16 protein-coding genes are annotated in these 17,422 nt (G+C 50.8%); 12 read left to right on the top strand and 4 right to left on the bottom strand.

Annotated features, from left to right (window positions below):
• The first annotated feature begins 188 nt into the window (after positions 1 to 188).
• The 11 genes from ABD028_RS09935 to ABD028_RS09885 all read left to right on the top strand — a co-directional run bounded on the left by ABD028_RS09935 (position 189) and on the right by ABD028_RS09885 (position 11,010).
• Entirely contained in the window at positions 189 to 965 is a 777-nt protein-coding gene (locus tag ABD028_RS09935) for a gamma-glutamyl-gamma-aminobutyrate hydrolase family protein (protein WP_343844592.1), read from the top strand.
• Positions 962 to 2,323: an aminotransferase gene (locus ABD028_RS09930; RefSeq protein WP_343844590.1), complete on the top strand. Its 1,362-nt coding sequence runs from the start codon at positions 962 to 964 to the stop codon at positions 2,321 to 2,323. The genes ABD028_RS09935 and ABD028_RS09930 overlap by 4 nt, the downstream gene beginning before the upstream one ends.
• 70 nt (positions 2,324 to 2,393) lie before the next feature.
• The gene (locus ABD028_RS09925) at positions 2,394 to 3,491 is read left to right on the top strand and encodes an extracellular solute-binding protein (RefSeq protein ID WP_102795557.1); all 1,098 of its coding nucleotides are present in this window, start codon (positions 2,394 to 2,396) and stop codon (positions 3,489 to 3,491) included.
• A 65-nt stretch (positions 3,492 to 3,556) separates the two neighbouring features.
• Positions 3,557 to 4,675 (top strand): ABC transporter ATP-binding protein, encoded by a 1,119-nt coding sequence (locus tag ABD028_RS09920; protein WP_102795558.1) that lies wholly within the window; start codon positions 3,557 to 3,559, stop codon positions 4,673 to 4,675.
• 2 nt (positions 4,676 to 4,677) lie between these two features.
• On the top strand, positions 4,678 to 5,589 hold the full coding sequence (locus ABD028_RS09915; protein ID WP_102795559.1) for an ABC transporter permease subunit: 912 nt from the start codon (positions 4,678 to 4,680) through the stop codon (positions 5,587 to 5,589).
• Positions 5,586 to 6,416, top strand: coding sequence for an ABC transporter permease subunit (locus tag ABD028_RS09910; protein ID WP_343844816.1), 831 nt, complete (start codon positions 5,586 to 5,588; stop codon positions 6,414 to 6,416). Before ABD028_RS09915 ends, ABD028_RS09910 begins: the two co-directional genes overlap by 4 nt.
• Entirely contained in the window at positions 6,413 to 6,955 is a 543-nt protein-coding gene (locus tag ABD028_RS09905) for a cupin domain-containing protein (protein WP_343844586.1), read from the top strand. Before ABD028_RS09910 ends, ABD028_RS09905 begins: the two co-directional genes overlap by 4 nt.
• Before the next feature lie 73 nt (positions 6,956 to 7,028).
• Complete coding sequence (locus ABD028_RS09900; RefSeq protein ID WP_343844814.1) at positions 7,029 to 8,528, top strand: aldehyde dehydrogenase; 1,500 nt, start codon at positions 7,029 to 7,031, stop codon at positions 8,526 to 8,528.
• Between the two features lie 122 nt (positions 8,529 to 8,650).
• Entirely contained in the window at positions 8,651 to 9,322 is a 672-nt protein-coding gene (locus ABD028_RS09895) for a TorF family putative porin (protein WP_102795563.1), read from the top strand.
• Positions 9,323 to 9,375: 53 nt separating this feature from the next.
• On the top strand, positions 9,376 to 10,650 hold the full coding sequence (locus tag ABD028_RS09890) for an NAD(P)/FAD-dependent oxidoreductase (RefSeq protein ID WP_343844584.1): 1,275 nt from the start codon (positions 9,376 to 9,378) through the stop codon (positions 10,648 to 10,650).
• A complete protein-coding gene (locus tag ABD028_RS09885; protein ID WP_343844582.1) occupies positions 10,651 to 11,010 on the top strand; it encodes a cupin domain-containing protein in 360 nt (119 codons plus the stop codon).
• Positions 11,011 to 11,020: 10 nt separating this feature from the next.
• Here the strand turns inward: ABD028_RS09885 and ABD028_RS09880 are convergent, their stop codons facing one another.
• From ABD028_RS09880 to aptA, 3 genes are all read right to left on the bottom strand, one after another.
• Positions 11,021 to 11,344: a hypothetical protein gene (locus ABD028_RS09880; RefSeq protein WP_343844580.1), complete on the bottom strand. Its 324-nt coding sequence runs from the start codon at positions 11,342 to 11,344 to the stop codon at positions 11,021 to 11,023.
• A gap of 119 nt (positions 11,345 to 11,463) precedes the next feature.
• A complete protein-coding gene (locus tag ABD028_RS09875; RefSeq protein WP_343844578.1) occupies positions 11,464 to 13,797 on the bottom strand; it encodes a TonB-dependent receptor in 2,334 nt (777 codons plus the stop codon).
• Between the two features lie 65 nt (positions 13,798 to 13,862).
• The gene (gene aptA, locus ABD028_RS09870) at positions 13,863 to 15,194 is read right to left on the bottom strand and encodes an omega-aminotransferase AptA (protein WP_343844576.1); all 1,332 of its coding nucleotides are present in this window, start codon (positions 15,192 to 15,194) and stop codon (positions 13,863 to 13,865) included.
• 107 nt (positions 15,195 to 15,301) lie between these two features.
• On the opposite strand from aptA, the gene ABD028_RS09865 reads away from it, so the two are divergent.
• A complete protein-coding gene (locus tag ABD028_RS09865) occupies positions 15,302 to 16,219 on the top strand; it encodes a LysR family transcriptional regulator (protein ID WP_343844574.1) in 918 nt (305 codons plus the stop codon).
• Between the two features lie 45 nt (positions 16,220 to 16,264).
• Here the strand turns inward: ABD028_RS09865 and ABD028_RS09860 are convergent, their stop codons facing one another.
• Complete coding sequence (locus tag ABD028_RS09860; protein ID WP_343844572.1) at positions 16,265 to 17,260, bottom strand: hypothetical protein; 996 nt, start codon at positions 17,258 to 17,260, stop codon at positions 16,265 to 16,267.
• Between the last annotated feature and the right edge of the window lie 162 nt (positions 17,261 to 17,422).

The following is a 17,422-nucleotide window of genomic DNA, read 5'->3' as shown; positions in this document are numbered from 1 at the left end:
GTGTTCATATCAGTTAAACATAAAGCATATTGGACATTCCAGCCTGAAAAACAACGCTTTGTTAACGATTGGTTAAAGTAAGCTTTGTTGTTTTGCACACTAAATCAGCAGATTGCCACTTGAACTTTATAATTAACTCCAATAGCTTGAACCTAACGTTTCAATATTTTGTTCAGTGAGCCATACAAGTGCGAAACGCCTCAACTCTGTTTATTGGTGTCTGTGCCGACATGATCCAACGCGGCCCCCATGCCTATCATCAGGCCGGGGACAAGTATATTCGCGCCCTGTTGCAGGGGAGTCATGCGGTGGTGCCGATGATTATCCCAGCCCTGTTTCATCAGTTGCCTGAAGTGAGCCAGACTGCGCTGTTGTCAGGCCTTGACGGTATTTTGCTGACCGGCTCATACTCAAATCTGCATCCCAGCTACTACCGGGAATCTGAACAGGAAGGCGATGATGCTGAACGGGATCCACACCGGGATGCCAGTAACTGGGCATTATTTGACAAGGCACTGGCGCTGGACATGCCCATTCTGGGCATCTGCCGGGGCTTTCAGGAACTGAATGTGTACTTTGGTGGGACCTTGCACCATCGTCTGCACGAAGTTGCAGGCCTGTTAGAGCACAGAGAAGATAAAAGCGCAGAGCTGGATATCCAGTATGGTCCGGCCCACCCTGTCTCATTGAGTCAGGGTGGTCTGCTGGCGGATTGGTTTGAACATCAGCACAGCATAGAGGTTAACTCTATCCATATGCAGGGCGTAAAAAGTCTGGGGCAGGGTTTAACGGTTGAAGCGACCGCACCTGACGGGTTGATTGAGGCGTTTTCCCGGTCCGCATCGCGATTTTTACTGGCAGTGCAATGGCACCCGGAGTGGATGCCACACCAATACCCGCAGAATGCCCGCATCTTGCAGGGGTTTATTGATGCTTGTTACCAGAGTAAGAGGATCTTGCCGTGACATCCTTACCCCAATGGCAACGCCAGGATGCAGCCCATCACCTGCATCCCTTTAGCAATCAAACCGAGCTTAATCGTAACGGCACAAGAGTTATCAGCCATGCACAAGGAGCCTATATTTTTGAGGCGAACGGGCATCGGCTGCTGGATGGCATGTCCGGCCTGTGGTGTTGTAATCTGGGTTACAGCCAGCCACGTATTAAGCAGGCTATTGCAGCGCAGTTAGACGAACTGCCCTACTACAACACTTTTTTTCAATGCACCCATCCCAGGGCAACAGAATTAGCTGCGGCTATCGCTCATCGTGCCCCAGCGCACCTGAATAAGGTGTTTTTTACCAATTCGGGCTCAGAAGCCAATGATTCGGTACTGCGCCTTATTCACCGTTACTGGGACGCTAAAGGCAAACCACAGCGCAAGGCGGTGATTGCCAGACACAATGCATATCACGGCAGCACAATTGGCGGTGCCAGCCTTGGCGGCATGGGCTTTATGCATGAGCAGTTTGACCCCCTCGGGAATATTCACCACATCGCTCAGCCTTATTGGTTTGGCGCCCGCCAGGATAAAACCGAGCTTGACGAACAGGCTTTTGGCATCTGGGCAGCTAATCAACTGGAAGAAAAAATTCTTGAACTTGGCCCCGACAAGGTGGCGGCGTTTTTTGCCGAACCCATACAAGGTGCTGGCGGCGTAATTATCCCACCAGACAGCTACTGGCCAAGAGTTCAGCAAATATGCCAACAGTATCAGGTGCTACTGGTGGTCGACGAAGTGATCTTTGGATTCGGACGCACAGGTGAATGGTTTGCCAGTCAGTTTTATGACCTGCAAGCCGATTTTATTGTGTTTGCTAAAGGCATTACCAATGGCTTTATTCCGTTGGGCGGTGTGTTGGTATCGGACAGGGTGACAGAAGCACTACTGTCCCATACCAACGATCTGGCCCATGGCTTTACCTATTCAGGTCATCCGGTTGCCTGTGCGGCAGCGCTGGCCACTTTAGAGATTCTGGCAGAAGGCCACATCGACAAAGTTAAAAATGAATTGAGTCAGGCCATGCGAGATTTTTGGTTGCCCCTGGCCGACCACCCCATAGTGGGGCAGGCCAGATGCAAGGGATTGGTGGGCGCGTTGGAGCTGGTCAGGGATAAATCCAGTTTGCAACGATTTGCCGGCAATGGGCGTGCCGGTACTGTTTGCCGGGACATGTCCCTGCAAGCCGGTCTGGTGATGAGGGCCACGGGCGATACCATGATAATTGCCCCACCCTTCATTCTTGACCGCAATGAAATCAAGGACTTAACTGAAAGAGCCTGGCAAGCGCTGGATCTGGCCCAGGCCCAATTAAAACAATAACAAAGCTGGACTACAGTGAAATCGGCACGATTGACCTAAACCTCCAACCAATTTGAAAAAAGGAAGAACAATGAAACTCACAACAAAATTGCGGTTCCTGGCCGGTTCCATGCTGGCCGGTTCGGTTTGCGCAGCGGCACAGGCAGATACAGTGCATGTCTATAACTGGAGCGACTACATCGCCGAAGACACTATTGCCAACTACGAGCAGAAGTCAGGCAACAAAGTGGTCTATGATGTGTTTGACTCTAATGAAGTGGTGGAAGCTAAACTGCTGACCGGCAATACCGGCTTTGATGTGGTGGTTCCTTCAGCACAGTTCCTGGGCCGTCAGATTAAGGCGGGGGTATTCGCCAAACTGGATCGCAGTAAGCTACCCAACTGGAAGCATCTGGATCCCCTGCTGATGTCCAAACTGGAAAAAGTTGATCCAGGTAACGAATATGCCATTCCGTATCTGTGGGGTACCACGGGCATCGGCTATAACGTGGAAAAGGTTAAGGCGGTCCTGGGCGAAGATTATCAGGTCAACAGCTGGGATATGATTTTCAAACCTGAAATTGTGGCAAAGCTGGCCGAATGCGGTGTTGTGACCCTGGATGCCGCTTCTGAAATTGTACCCGCAGCATTGCATTATCTGGGGCTGGATCCTAACACCAATGACACTAAGGAAATCGAACAGGCCGGTGAACTGCTCAAAAAGGTTCGTCCACATATTCGTTATTTCCATTCATCTCAGTACATCAATGACCTAGCCAATGGTGACATTTGCGTGGCGGTTGGCTGGAGCGGTGATGTGTTTCAGGCCGCCGACCGTGCTGACGAAGCAGGTAATGGCGTACAGGTCGGCTATGTGATCCCCAACGAAGGGGCTGCCATGTGGTTTGATATGCTGGCCATTCCGGCAGATGCCAAACAGATGGAAGCCGCCTACGACTTTGTTAACTACCTGATGGAGCCTGAGGTGATTGCCGGCATCAGCGACTATGTGTCCTACCCCAATGGCAACAAGACCTCCACCAGCATGGTCGATCCTGAAATTACCGGCAATCCAGCCATTTACCCACCGGCCGACGTTATGGCCAAGCTCTACACCTTTGAGGTTCGCCCTGCCAAGGTTTCCCGTGCCACCAACAAAGTGTGGACGGAAATGAAGGCCGGCAGATAGCCACAGGATGTGTCCGGGCCAACTGGCCCGGACCTGATTGAATGCGATAAAGGATCCCAGTACCAATGACCTTAAAACACCTCTCGAATACGCCCAGCCCGGTGTTGCTGGAATTGAAAAACCTGAGTAAGAGCTTTGACGGTCATCTGGCCGTGCGTGACGTAAACCTGCAATTTTATCAGGGTGAAATCTTTGCCCTGCTGGGCGGCTCCGGCTGTGGCAAATCCACCTTGCTGCGCATGTTGTCCGGCTTCGAGAAACCGACAGAGGGGAAAATCCTGCTAAGTGGCGAAGACATTGCCCAGATTCAACCTTATCGTCGCCCCTTTAATATGATGTTCCAGTCCTATGCGTTATTTCCGCATATGACAGTAGAGCAAAACATTGCCTATGGACTGCAGCAGGACAAACTCAGTAAGGCAGATATCGCCAGTCGGGTGGAGGAGATGCTTAAGCTGGTACAAATGACAGGCTTCCGCCAGCGTAAGCCATCACAATTGTCTGGTGGCCAGCGCCAGCGTGTCGCCCTGGCCCGTAGCCTGGCCAAACGCCCCAAGTTGCTGCTATTGGATGAGCCCATGGGCGCCCTGGATAAAAAGCTACGGGGCGAAATGCAGTTAGAACTGGTGGATATCATCAAACGCGTGGGCGTAACCTGCGTGATGGTTACCCATGATCAGGAAGAAGCCATGACCATGGCCGACCGTATTGCCATCATGCATGCCGGGGAAATACTGCAGATTGGCTCACCCCATGACATTTATGAATTCCCCAATTGTCGTTATGTGGCGGATTTTATCGGTGAGGTTAATTTGTTTGCCGGCGAGATCGTCGAAGAAGAACCCGCCTATGTCACCATTAATGTGCCGAATCTGGCCCGTCCTATCTACATAGATCACGGTATCAGTGGTCCGGGTAATACCCGCCCGGTCAGTGTGGCGGTAAGGCCGGAAAAAATTCGCATCAGCGCAGAGCAGCCTGAAGAGCAATACAATTGGGGTAAGGGCATCATTGATGATTTGGCCTATCTTGGACAGCACAGCATTTATCATATTTTGTTGCCCAATAAACAGTTTATTCAGGTGACCCAAACCAACGACCGACGTCGTGAACTGCCTTTTGAATTGGAACAGGAAGTCTTTGTGTCCTGGACACCGGACGCTTGTGTGGTTTTGGAGGACTAGCGATGGAACTGCTTAAACGCCTCCAACAAATGTGGTTGTTTAAACCCCGTAGCGGGGTGATTGCCATTCCTTATATCTGGCTGCTGCTGTTCTTTTTGGTACCTTTTATTATTGTGCTGAAAATCAGCTTTGCTGAAACAGACATTGCCATTCCGCCCTACACCGACTTGGTCACTTTTGATGATAACCGCCTGACCATCGACCTGAATCTGGGCAACTACGCTTATTTGTTCAGTGATGACCTGTATTTATCCGCATATTTAAGCTCTATTCGCATTGCCCTGGTCTCCACCCTGCTGTGTCTGCTGATCGGCTACCCTATGGCCCTGGCCATCAGTCGTGCACCGGCAGCAACCCGCAATGTGTTGCTTTTGCTGGTCATTCTGCCGTCCTGGACATCCTTTTTAATCCGCATTTATGCCTGGATTGGCATTCTTAAACCCAATGGCTATATCAATAATTTCCTGATGGGCCTGGGGCTGATTGATGAACCTATTATTATGCTGCACACCGATATTGCAGTGTATATCGGCATTGTCTACGCCTATCTGCCTTTTATGATTCTGCCGCTGTACGCCAATATGATGAAGCTGGACCACAGCCTGATTGAAGCCTCATCGGATCTGGGCGCCTCCCCTTTTACCACCCTGATGCGCGTGATAGTACCGCTGACCAAAGCTGGTATTATCGCCGGTTGCATGCTGGTATTTATTCCTGCGGTAGGTGAGTTTGTCATTCCTGAGCTGCTGGGGGGGCCAGAAACCCTGATGATTGGCAAAATTCTGTGGGAAGAATTCTTCAATAACAGGGATTGGCCGGTCGCCTCGGCGGTGGCCATCGTCATGCTGGCCCTGCTGATAGTGCCCATTATGTGGTTTGATCGCATCCAGAATCGCCAGACGGAGGAAAGCTGATGCGTTTTTCCTTCAGTAAAATGATGTTATGGCTGGGTCTGGCTTTTCTGTATGCCCCGATGCTGCTCCTGGTGGTGTATTCCTTTAACGAGTCCAGGCTGGTCACGGTCTGGGCCGGTTTTTCAACCAAGTGGTATGGTGAGTTGCTGCAAAACCAAAAGTTGTTGGATGCCGTAGCCAATAGCCTGAAGATTGCATTTTTCTCTGCCTCAGGGGCGGTGGTGCTGGGTACCCTGGCCGCTTTTGTGCTGGCCAGATTCAAAGGCTTTAAGGGCAGCACACTGCTGCGGGGTATGATCACCGCACCACTGGTGATGCCTGAAGTGATTACCGGCCTGTCTCTGCTGCTGCTATTCGTGGCCATGGCACAGATGGTTGGCTGGCCACAGAGTCGTGGCATGACCACTATCTGGCTGGCCCACACCACGTTTTGTACGGCCTATGTGGCCGTGGTAGTGGGGTCGCGACTGACGGAAATGGATATGTCTGTGGAAGAAGCCGCCCAGGATTTAGGTGCAACACCGGTTAAGGTCTTCTTCACCATCACTCTGCCAATGATAGCACCGGCGCTAGTTTCCGGCTGGCTACTGGCCTTTACTCTGAGCCTGGACGATCTGGTGATTGCCAGTTTTGTATCAGGGCCAGGTTCCACCACGTTGCCAATGGTGGTGTTTTCGTCGGTACGCTTAGGCGTTAGCCCGGAAATCAATGCGCTGGCGACCATCATTATTGCTATTGTCACGTCACTGGTGTTCGCCTCCTGGTATTACGCCAGACGGGTGGAAAAGGCCAGACTGCGTGATTTACAGGCGATAAACCAGCCATGAAAGTCGGAAAGCGCATTAAAGCCCTGAGAAAACAGCGCGGTTTATCGCAGCGCGAGCTGGCCAAGCTGGTGAGCCTGCCTAACAGTACCTTGTCTATGATTGAGCGTGATGCGGTAAGCCCCTCAATCAGTAATTTGCATAAGATACTCAACGGTCTGTCCATGCCGTTAAGCCAGTTTTTTACCGGTGAGTTTATTGAAGAAGATAAGCTGGTATACGCTTCGGAGGAACTGACCGACATCGGCAGTGATGGCGTGCAGTACTTGTTGGTGGGTGCGGAGAAGCCGGACAGGCAGTTGACCTTCTTACAGGAAATCTATCCGCCTGGTACGGGTACAGGAGAAGAGTGGATAAGCCATCCCGGCCAGGAAGCCGGCACTATTCTCAGTGGCGAAATCACTATATTACAGGGACAGCAGGAATATCATTTAAAAGCAGGCGACAGCTATTATTTAAATACTCAGTTGCCACATCAGTTTATTAATCGGGGCAAGGCGGTGTGCAAGCTAATCAGTGCCGTGACCCCGGCCAGTTTTTAATGCTGGCCAAGCGATTCAGCTATGTACAGCAATGCTAAAAGAATTTGCTGTTTAGGAGGAATGGATGAATAAGATGTCCTATGCCGACTGGCAGTCGTACTGTCAGAGGTTAATCAGTGAAAAACGCATTGAAGGCCGCGCCTATATCAATGGCCAGTATCAGCCAGCACAAAACGGACGTTGGTTCGACTGCATCAATCCGGCCGATGGGGAGGTGATTGCCAGCATCGCTGAATGCGACGAAGTGGATGTGGAACTGGCTGTCAATGCAGCCAGAAATGCTTTTGAACAGGGTCATTGGCGCGATATGCCGCCTAAGCAGCGCAAGGAAGTGTTAATACGCCTGGCGGCCCTGATGGAAAGCCATCAAACCGAACTGGCGGCATTGGAAACCCTGGATATGGGTAAGCCGATTAGTGAGAGCTTTCATGTTGATGTCCCTGGCAGCGCAGATGTCGTTCGCTGGCATGGCGAAGCCGTCGACAAAGTGTACGACGAAGTGGCACCCACCGAGCCTGGCGTACTGGCTACAATCACCCGTGAGCCCATAGGTGTAGTGGCCGCCATCACTCCCTGGAATTTTCCATTATGGTTGGCCTGCTGGAAAATTGCCCCGGCCCTGGCCGCGGGTAATTCTGTGGTGTTGAAGCCATCAGAGAAGTCATCTTTAACCGCCTTGTTTCTGGCCAGACTGGCCAGCGAGGCCGGTATTCCAGCTGGCGTATTGAATGTGGTGCCCGGCTTTGGCCACACAGTCGGTAAAGCACTGGGGCTGCATATGCAGGTGGACTGCCTGGCGTTCACCGGTTCTACCCGCACGGCAAGAACCCTACTGGAATATGCTGGCCAATCCAATATGAAAAGAGTGTGGCTGGAAGCCGGAGGTAAAAACCCCAATATCGTGTTTGCCGATTGCCCGGATTTGGATAAGGCAGCACGCAGCGCCGCCAGCGGTTGTTTCTATAACCAGGGCGAAGTCTGCGTCGCCGGTACCAGATTGCTGGTTGAACGCAGTATTCACGAGCAGTTTGTGCAAAAAGTGATAGAGGCCAGTCGCACCTTCCAACCCGGCGATCCACTGGACCCGGCCACCAATATGGGCGCTTTGGTGGACAAACAGCATCAGGGCAGCGTATTGCAGTACATTCAATGGGGGCAGGAAGGCGGTGCCAAACTGGCACTAGGGGGGGCAGCACCTGCGGATAAACACCAGGGCGCTTTTGTTGAGCCCACGATTTTTACCGGTGTCACCAATCAGATGCGTATTGCCAGAGAAGAAATCTTTGGCCCGGTCATGTCGGTGATTGCATTTGATGATGAAACTCAGGCTATTAGTATCGCCAATGACAGCGATTACGGGCTGGGGGCTGCGCTTTGGACCTCTGATTTGTCCCGCGCCCATCGTCTGGCCAGGCAACTGCGGGCCGGCTCGGTTTGGATCAACAACTATAACGATGGTGACATGACCGTGCCATTTGGCGGCTACAAGCAGTCCGGCAACGGCCGTGACAAGTCACTGCATGCACTGGATAAATACACCGAGTTAAAGACGACCTGGATCCAACTAACCTAAGGAGAAAACGGCTGAAAAGCCCGGGCTTTTTGCTCAAGCAAGACAATCTGTAGAACCTAAAGGCGGAGTCAGCGGTCCCGTCAGACCTATATACCAACAATAATGTATTGAAGGAAATCAGGATGAAACTCAAAACCAAGCTACTCACTACAGCGCTGCTCGGCAGTCTATCCACCTTAGCCCATGCAGAAGTCAGTGGCTATGTCACTATCACTTCTGACTATATGTTCCGAGGTGTCAGCCTCAACGACAAGGATGCAGCCTTGCAAGGTGGCATTGACTGGGCGGCCGATGAATCAGGCTGGTATGCCGGTATCTGGGCATCCCCCGTCACGGACGACACCGAGGTGGACCTGTTTGCCGGCTATGCGGGTGAACTGGGTGGCGGTCTTGAATATGACCTGATGGCGGTTTACTACGCCTACCTTGATGAAGACGAATACAGCTATCTGGAGCTCCACGCAGGTTTGAGTAAAGCCCTGTCAGATAATTTCAGTCTGGGTTTGAACCTTGATTATACAAACGACTCCATGGCCTCCAATGGTTATGACGATCTTGACGCTCTGCACTTGTCCGTAGTTGCAACCTACAGCATACAGGAAGACATGGCGCTGGAATTTGAATTTGGCCGACAGGGCTGGGAAGTCGATGGTGAAGACGGCGACTACAATTGGGGCCGGGCATCGCTAGTCAAAGACTATGAACATTTCTCTGTGGATGTCAGTGCCTGGTACAACGATCTGGACGGCGATGATTCATCCAAAGTCAGTCTTGGGCTGAGCTATCACTTCTAATTCGTTATTGCCTGGGCAGACCCGCCTGGGTCTGTCTTTTCAGTGGAGTTGTCATGCAAGAGCATGTGGCAAGTTATTACAGATTCAATGCCGGTAATACTGACTATCCTGCTTTGCAGGAAGCGTTGCAGGCGGACGTTTGCGTGCTGGGCGGTGGATTTACCGGCTTGTCATCGGCGCTTCATCTGGCCGAAGCCGGGTTTAAAGTGGTGCTGCTGGAAGCGGGCCGTATCGGCTTTGGTGCCAGTGGCCGCAATGGTGGGCAAATAGTTAATAGTTACAGCCGCGACGTGGATCATATCACGGCCAAATATGGCCAGGCTGCCGGAGACGCGATGGCCGCCATGATGTTTGAAGGTGGCGACATCATCCGTCATCTGATTCAGACCTACCAGATAGACTGCGACCATGTGCAGGGCGGGGCCTTTGTCGCGCTCAATAGCAAACAAATGCACCATCTGGAGGCCCATCAACAGCTCTGGCAAAAACATGGCAATCAGCGTCTTGAATTGTTGGACCGGGAGGAATTAGCAAAAATTGTCAGTTCCAACCGCTATGTTGGCGGGCTGACCGATGGCATGAGTGGTCATATCCAGCCCTTGAAACTGGCTCAGGGCGAGGCCAGAGTCATTACCTCTTTAGGTGGCAGGATATTTGAACAAAGCCCGGTTGTCAGCGTACAGCGTGGTGAAAAACTCAGTATTCAGACCCCAGCCGGTAAGGTTTCCGCCCGCTTTATGGTGGTGGCAGCCAATGCCTATCTTAGCCACGTACTACCGGAACTGGGCAAGCGCAATATGCCCTGTGGCACGCAGATTATTACCACTGAAGTACTGGGCGAAGAGCGCTGCCGGGCACTGTTACCGGCCAATTATTGTGTCGAAGATTGTAACTACCTGCTGGACTATTATCGTACGACTGCCGATCACCGACTGCTGTACGGCGGCGGCGTCGTGTATGGAGCCCGGGATCCGGCGGATATCGAACGGCTGATCCGGCCTAAAATGGAAGCCACCTTTCCGCAATTGCGAGGGGTGAAAATTGATTTTGCCTGGACGGGTAACTTTCTGCTGACCTTATCCCGACTACCTGAATTTGGCCGCTTGGATAACAACATCTATTACATGCAGGGCTATAGTGGTCATGGCGTAACTTGTACACATCTGGCCGGCAAAGTGGTGGCAGAGGCACTCAGTGGTCAGGCACAGCGCTTTGACGTGTTCGCTAAATTGCCCCATCTGCCTTTACTGGGTGGGCGGGCACTACAAATCCCCTTTACGGCATTAGGTGCCGCCTATTACAACCTGCGTGACAAACTGGGCATATAAATGAAGATTATCAAGCTAAAGCCAGATGGCCAATATGCTGAAAGCTATCCTACTCCGGCAGAAAAGCAGCTTAGCGGACCAGTTACCCAATACATTGCCAATCATTACAGTGATCCATCTAACCAGTTCCACATTGGTTTTTGGGGTAGCGATACCGGCAGTTGGCGAGTCAGCTACAGCGAGCATGAATACTGCCAGTTACTGCAAGGCCAGGTCGAACTGGAAGATGAACAAGGGCATAAAACCCTTATTCAGGCAGGCGAGCATTTTGTTATCCCGGCCGGCTTTAGCGGAATTTGGCATAGCCTGACGCCCTGTAAAAAGGTTTATGTGATTTTTGAACCGGCCAAAGCGGGCTAACCTGGCCTGGTTAGCTCCCTTTAAAGCCTTGACAAGCGTAGGTCATGCCACCCATGACAGCCCCGGATAAAGGCAGGACTTCGGCGCGTTTTTTGGTGATTCGGATCAGGTTCGCGCCATGCTCGGCAGCGCGATTGCGCAGCTCAATTTCTGCCGAAGCCAGCGCAGAGGCGAAAACCTCGTCGGCACTTGCTGCTTCCTGATATCCTACTTCGGTGCAATCACCCGGTACTTCATCAAGGGTATCCACTACTTTTACATTCGCCCCATCTTGGGACAGTGACACACAAGCGCTCAATCCCAGCGCCATCCATAGTATCATTGCTTTTTTCATCCCTGACATTCTCCATAAAATTGTGGTTAACAAGACTCTCATTACATTCATAGTGTTAACCTGAGCGGATGCCACTGCAAGGGTAACACAGCAAACAAGCTATACAATTTGTAACCCACCTAGAAACGGTATCCCAGACTCAGGCCCCATTGGCGCGGTGGTGCCAGGTAAAATTCGGCGACACCAAAGGCCTGAGTAAAATCATTGGCCCCAATCACATGATAAGTATCGGTCAGATTTGTCACATATGCCGCCACTTCAAGCTGTTTATTCACTTCCCAGCTTAATCTGGCATTGACCAGACTAAAGGCCTTTTGCACCGCCAGACTCGAATTAAACACATCATTATAGGTTTTACTGCGAAACGCCCAGTCAAGGCGGGCGGTCAGACTGCCATCACCACTCAGGGGCAAGCGGTACCATAGCGCGGCACTGGACGTCCAAGGTGGTGTTCGAATCAAACGGGAATCCAGACTCACCTGTGTGGCGCTGCCCACATCAACAAAGCGGGCATCAATATAAGACAGGCTGCCACTGACTCCCAAGCGGGCACTCAGACGTGCCTCCCACTCCATTTCAATCCCTTTGCTGCGGGCTTTACCGACGTTATCGATTAGAATTTCAAGACCAGACTCCTCGCTGGATTGACCTCCGCGTAATTGCATATCTTTATGATCAATATAAAAACCGGTCAGATTAAATCGCAGCCGGTTATCCAGCCATTGTGAACGGATCCCCAATTCATACGACGTCAAATACTCAGGATCGAATGGCTGAGCAGTCACAGCCGAATTGGGCAATCCGTTGAAACCGCCGGATTTAAACCCTCTTGAGACCGAGCTATACAGCATTAAGCTGGGGTTATACTGATATTGAACCGCGAGCAAAGGTGAAAACACCCGCCATGATTTGCGAATAGCCCCTTGTGCATCCCCATCGGTACGACGGAATAGTTCCACTTCTGCAACATTGGCATAACCCACCACCTGCTGAGATTTTCGCTCATAGGTCAGACGCCCACCCATTGTGAGTGTCCAGTGGTTGTCCAGATGCCAGTTGCCTTGGGCGAACATTGCATAACTTTGGTTATCCAACCAGTTCTGATAGCGATTGTCCAAATCCAGCCCAATATTCAGGGGATTACCAGGCCCGCCAATGTCTGTTGGATTGGCCAGGGAGGAACCATCCAGTGGGCCTGGCAGGGCTTCCAGCGCCGCATATAAATTTTCAAAAAAGATAAAATCAGCCTGGTAATAGGTATCTTCATCAAAGGCAAACAAACCCAGCAGCCAATCCGCCTGTGCACTGCTGCCCATTAAGTTAAATTCCTGGCTACGCTGGTTTTGCGCTTGTAAATCATGAGTGACGCCAATATTCACCGGGTTGTTGTCAAAATCGCGGCTATAAGTCGCATTCAAACTGTTATACGCCGTTATCGACTTTAACCTTATCTCAGGGGTAAGCTGCCAGTTTATTGTGGCTGACAGACCGTACTGACTGAGACTATTGGAATTGGCTTCTGTGGCAGCACTATCATGCTGATTTTGACTGATGGTTAATGGCGGTAGTGGCTCAAATTGCATTGAGCTCTGAGCCACCCAGTTATACAGCTCTATCAAACTGGCATTGTCGTTTTTTACCGGCAGAACTGATGGCGTACTGCCATTTTTTTGCCATTGCCCGGTATAACTCAGGGTCAGATCAAGACCTTCGCCAAGTACAAATTGATACTTAGCCAGCAGATTGAAATCATCTTCGCCCCCTTCCCTGTCGCCATTCTCTCTGATCACAAAACCGTCACGGTCATTTTTCGACATTGCCAAACGCAATCCCTGGTCAGGTCCAATGGGCTGGTTCCAAACCAATGCCAGGTCACGGCGCTGAAACTCCCCAATATCAGCCTGCAACCTGAAGCTTTGTTGCTCACTGACCTTGTTGGTAAAAATTTGAATGGCGCCGCCAATGGTGTTCTTTCCAAATAACGTTCCTTGCGGCCCACGCAGGACTTCTAAACGCTCCAAGTCAAGGAAACGAAAAATGCCTCCTGGGGAACGGGCATGATAGACGCCATCAATGTAAAGCCCGACGCTGGGATCAATGGTGGGGATAGGATCCACTTGCCCCACCCCACGCAAGGTAATATTGGCACAATGCGTACAGCCGGAGTTTTCCCCTACTGTGGTAACATCCATATTTGGCAGAAAGTAAGAGGCCTCCAGCAGGCTCTCATGCCCGGCCTGCAACAATTGTCCTGCTGACAGGGCTGTCACTGCCAATGGGGTTTGTTGCAGATCCTCTTCGACCTTGCGTGCTTCAACTTTGATATCCAGTAATTCGTCCAGCGACAGGGCAAACAGATCCATTTGTTGTTGCGTGTCAGCAGCGTTACCTGGCTGGCTGACTATTCCTGCCAGACACTGGCAGGCAAAAAGAGCGGATACTGTTTTTCTCATGCAGACTACCCTGAATAGATAATGCTCTTTCAGTGTAGTCTATTTGCTATTTTTACCCTTTGATTTCAGAGGGTTTTGGCATATTCCTGAATGGCTTCGGCAACCCGCGCGAAAATATGCTGAATATCCTCAGCAGTACAGATAAAGGGCGGGGCAAAACTCAGATTATTGCCGCCAAATCGCACATACACCCCCTTATCCCAACAAAGGGCACTGATATCGCTGGCCCGTTTAAGTGGATGAGCCGGATCAGCTTCAATCTGGATGGCACCAGCCAGACCAATATTGCGGATATCTTCCACCAGCGGCAGACCTTTAAGTTGGTGTATAGCCTGCTCAAACACCCCAGACAACTCCCGAACTTTAGACATCAGTGCAGGCTTGGTTAATTGTGCCAGGCTTGCCAAAGCGGACGCACAAGCCAAAGGATGGGCGGAATAGGTGTAACCATGAGGAAACTCAATCAGGTAGTCATCACCAGGCTGGTCCATTAACGTGGCATATATGTCATCATTACTGATCACTGCCCCCATTGGCACTACACCGTTGGTCAGCGCCTTGGCACAGGTAAGGATATCCGGCTGTACATCAAAGAAATCGGCCCCAAACAAACTGCCAAGTCGGCCAAAGCCGGTAATCACTTCGTCAAAGATCAATAAAATGTCATGCTGGTCACACAATTCCCGCAAACGTTTAAGATAGCCCGCTGAAGGGACAATAACGCCACCGGAACCGGCCATAGGCTCGACTATCACCGCGGCAATATTACTGGCATCCTGTACCTCCAGAATACTAAGCAGACTGTCGGCTAAATAGTCACCTTCAGTCGGCACTCCCTTGGCAAAACGGTTTTGCGCTAACCAGGTGTGAGGAAGATGGTAGGTATCCAGCGTCTGCCCATAGAGCTTGCGATTGCCGACAATTCCGCCGACGGAAATACCACCAAAATTCACCCCGTGATAACCTTTACTGCGCCCGATAAATTTTGTTTTCTCTGCACGCCCCTTGGCTCGCCAGTAAGCTCTGGCCAGTTTTAATGCGGTGTCGGCTGCTTCCGAACCTGAATTACAAAATAATGTATGGTTCAGATCCCCTGGCGCCAGCTCCGCTAGCTTGTCGGCCAGTTCGAATGCCAGTGGGTGGCTGACATTAAAGGCCGGAGCATAATCAAGATATCCCAGTTGTCTGCTGATGGCTTCGGTAATGGCTTGATTACCGTGACCCAATGGGGTGCACCACAAGCCAGACAAGCTGTCATAAAGTGGCTGCCCTTGTGGGGTGTAGTAAAATATCCCTTCTGCACGGTCAACCAGCCGGGGTTGTTGATGAAAGCGCCGGTTACTGGTAAATGCCAGCCAGTGACTGGACATGGAATGTCGATTGGGATGAAAAGTCATGATAATAAAATCCCTGTATTAGCTGTTAAGAATCTAAGCAAATTCCTTTGGCGGGTAAATCAGCAACTGATACAGTTCAGTTTCGACTTTCTTAACCTATTTGCAACATGCTTAGTGCCAGAAAACTTCGCCAGGTCAGTAATCTGGATTTGAAATTGCTGAAAACCTTTATTGCTGTGGTACAGGCCGGTAGCTTTACCGGCGCAGAAGGCATTCTGAATCTTAGCCGCTCGGCAATTTCTATCTACATTTCTGATCTGGAAAAACGTCTGGGCATGAAACTATGTAACCGTGGCAGGGCAGGTTTCAACCTGACCTTAGAGGGACAGAAAGTCTACGATGCCGCCCTGAAACTAATGCATGCCACCGAGCAATTCCAGGAAGAAGTCAATAACACCTATTCGGTGCTCAAAGGTGAGCTGAACATTGGCATTATCGATAACCTGGTGACTATTCCTCACCGCACCATCAGTCAGGCGCTGGCCAGGCTTAAACATACCAGCAGTGAAATCCGCATCAATATCCGCATGAGTAACCCTGCCGATATCAGTCTGGCCTTACTGGAAGGTGAACTGGATGTAGGGGTGATGCCGAGCCTGCAACCCATTGACGGTCTGAGGTTGCACCCCTTGTATAGCGAGAGCAGCGCCCTTTATTGCTCTGCAGCGCACCCCCTGTTTGTGCAGACAGATGATTTAGCCAATATTGGCAAACACAGCGCGGTGTTACCCATTTACGCGCAGCACATGAATCAGCCACAATTATTCGACCATCTGCAGGTGACCGCCACCTCCAATGACCGCGAAGGTGTGGCCTTTTTGGTGCTGACCCATGAGTATATTGGCTTTTTACCGGAGCACTATGCCAGTCGCTGGGTGGAAAAAGGGGAAATGCGTGCTCTGTTACCCGAGACGCTCAATTATCAGACTGACTTTTTTGTGGCAACCCGCCAGGCGCAGAGGAACAAAAGGGTGTTGGATGTTTTCCTGAAAGCGCTGGTTGAACATCCCGCTCAAGCTGACTGACTTGGTGCAGTAAAACGTCAGAGAACGCATTATCAAAGGACTGTATTAATGGCCAAAGGCCGCTGAGATACATTTTTTCACCTCAAAGGTATAACCCAGAGCAGCGTCATCTTGTTGAGTGATTTGTAAGATTTCATAGTCATTTAATTCCACGACTTTACTGCCCTTATCAAGCTGGCAACGTGAGTATTCATCTGATTCAAAAAAATACACAAAATTCGCCACCGCGACCCGAGTGAAATTCCGGTAATCACACTTGGCCAGACTACAGGACAACAGGTTACCACCATTATCAATGTGCAGACCAAAACTGCTCTGCCCTGTCCTCGATTTCGCAGATAAGGAAGAAGTTGACTCTGACGGAAGCAATGCCTGGTTGGCCTTTGGAGCCGACTCCGTCCCTTTACCTGTCAGTTTTTGCATAATAGTGGAGGTAATTTGCTGCCCTTCAGCAAAGTGGCTGGAGTGCTGAACTGCGTCCATCAGATTGACCAACACCATAGTAGACAACAATATACGGACCAAGGTAGTGGAAATGGGGTAACGACAACGGCTCAGCAGACGCATGCCTTTTTCACCAAAGGGTTTCAGCAACAGTATGGCAATAAGATACAAAGGCAACAGCATTTGAAACAGCAGTAACAGGATTAAACTGATGCTGATAGCCCAGGTGGGAAACAATAGTAAAATAGCAAAATTATGTGTGTAGCTGAGATTGTGTGCGGCAACACCTGTGACATCATTAACCAGTCCGGCCGCGCCCGCCACCGCGAAATTGGCAATGGCAGCATAAAAAAGCAAAATCAACGCCCTTCCGGCCAGTGATTCCCACCACGTTGTAAACCTGGGCCAAAACTCCATAGCCAGCGCCAGAGCGGTAGGCAATGCCACCATCCAGCCCTGGTGAAAAGGTAAAATAACCAATGCCAACACATACAGTTTCTGACTGGGGCTTAACCAGCCCCAACGGGTCACCAGGGCCTGCCAAAAAGAAAATCTCTTAGGTGGCTGCCCATTAATCATATTTACTGCATCGTCCATTTACCCGGCCCCTTAACAGCCAATTGCAGGGCAAGGAGTCTACTGTAATCAGGATGCCATGAAAATACCTCAAGCCCCGGCCAAAAACATAGTAAACGCAGCAGATGTATAGCATCACTCTGTGTCACGGCCTTTTACTTGGTCCACTCAAGCGTGGATAAT

The organism is Bowmanella denitrificans, from assembly GCF_039522935.1.
Classification (GTDB): domain Bacteria; phylum Pseudomonadota; class Gammaproteobacteria; order Enterobacterales; family Alteromonadaceae; genus Bowmanella; species Bowmanella denitrificans.
This window is presented reverse-complemented; position numbering and strand designations above follow the sequence as displayed.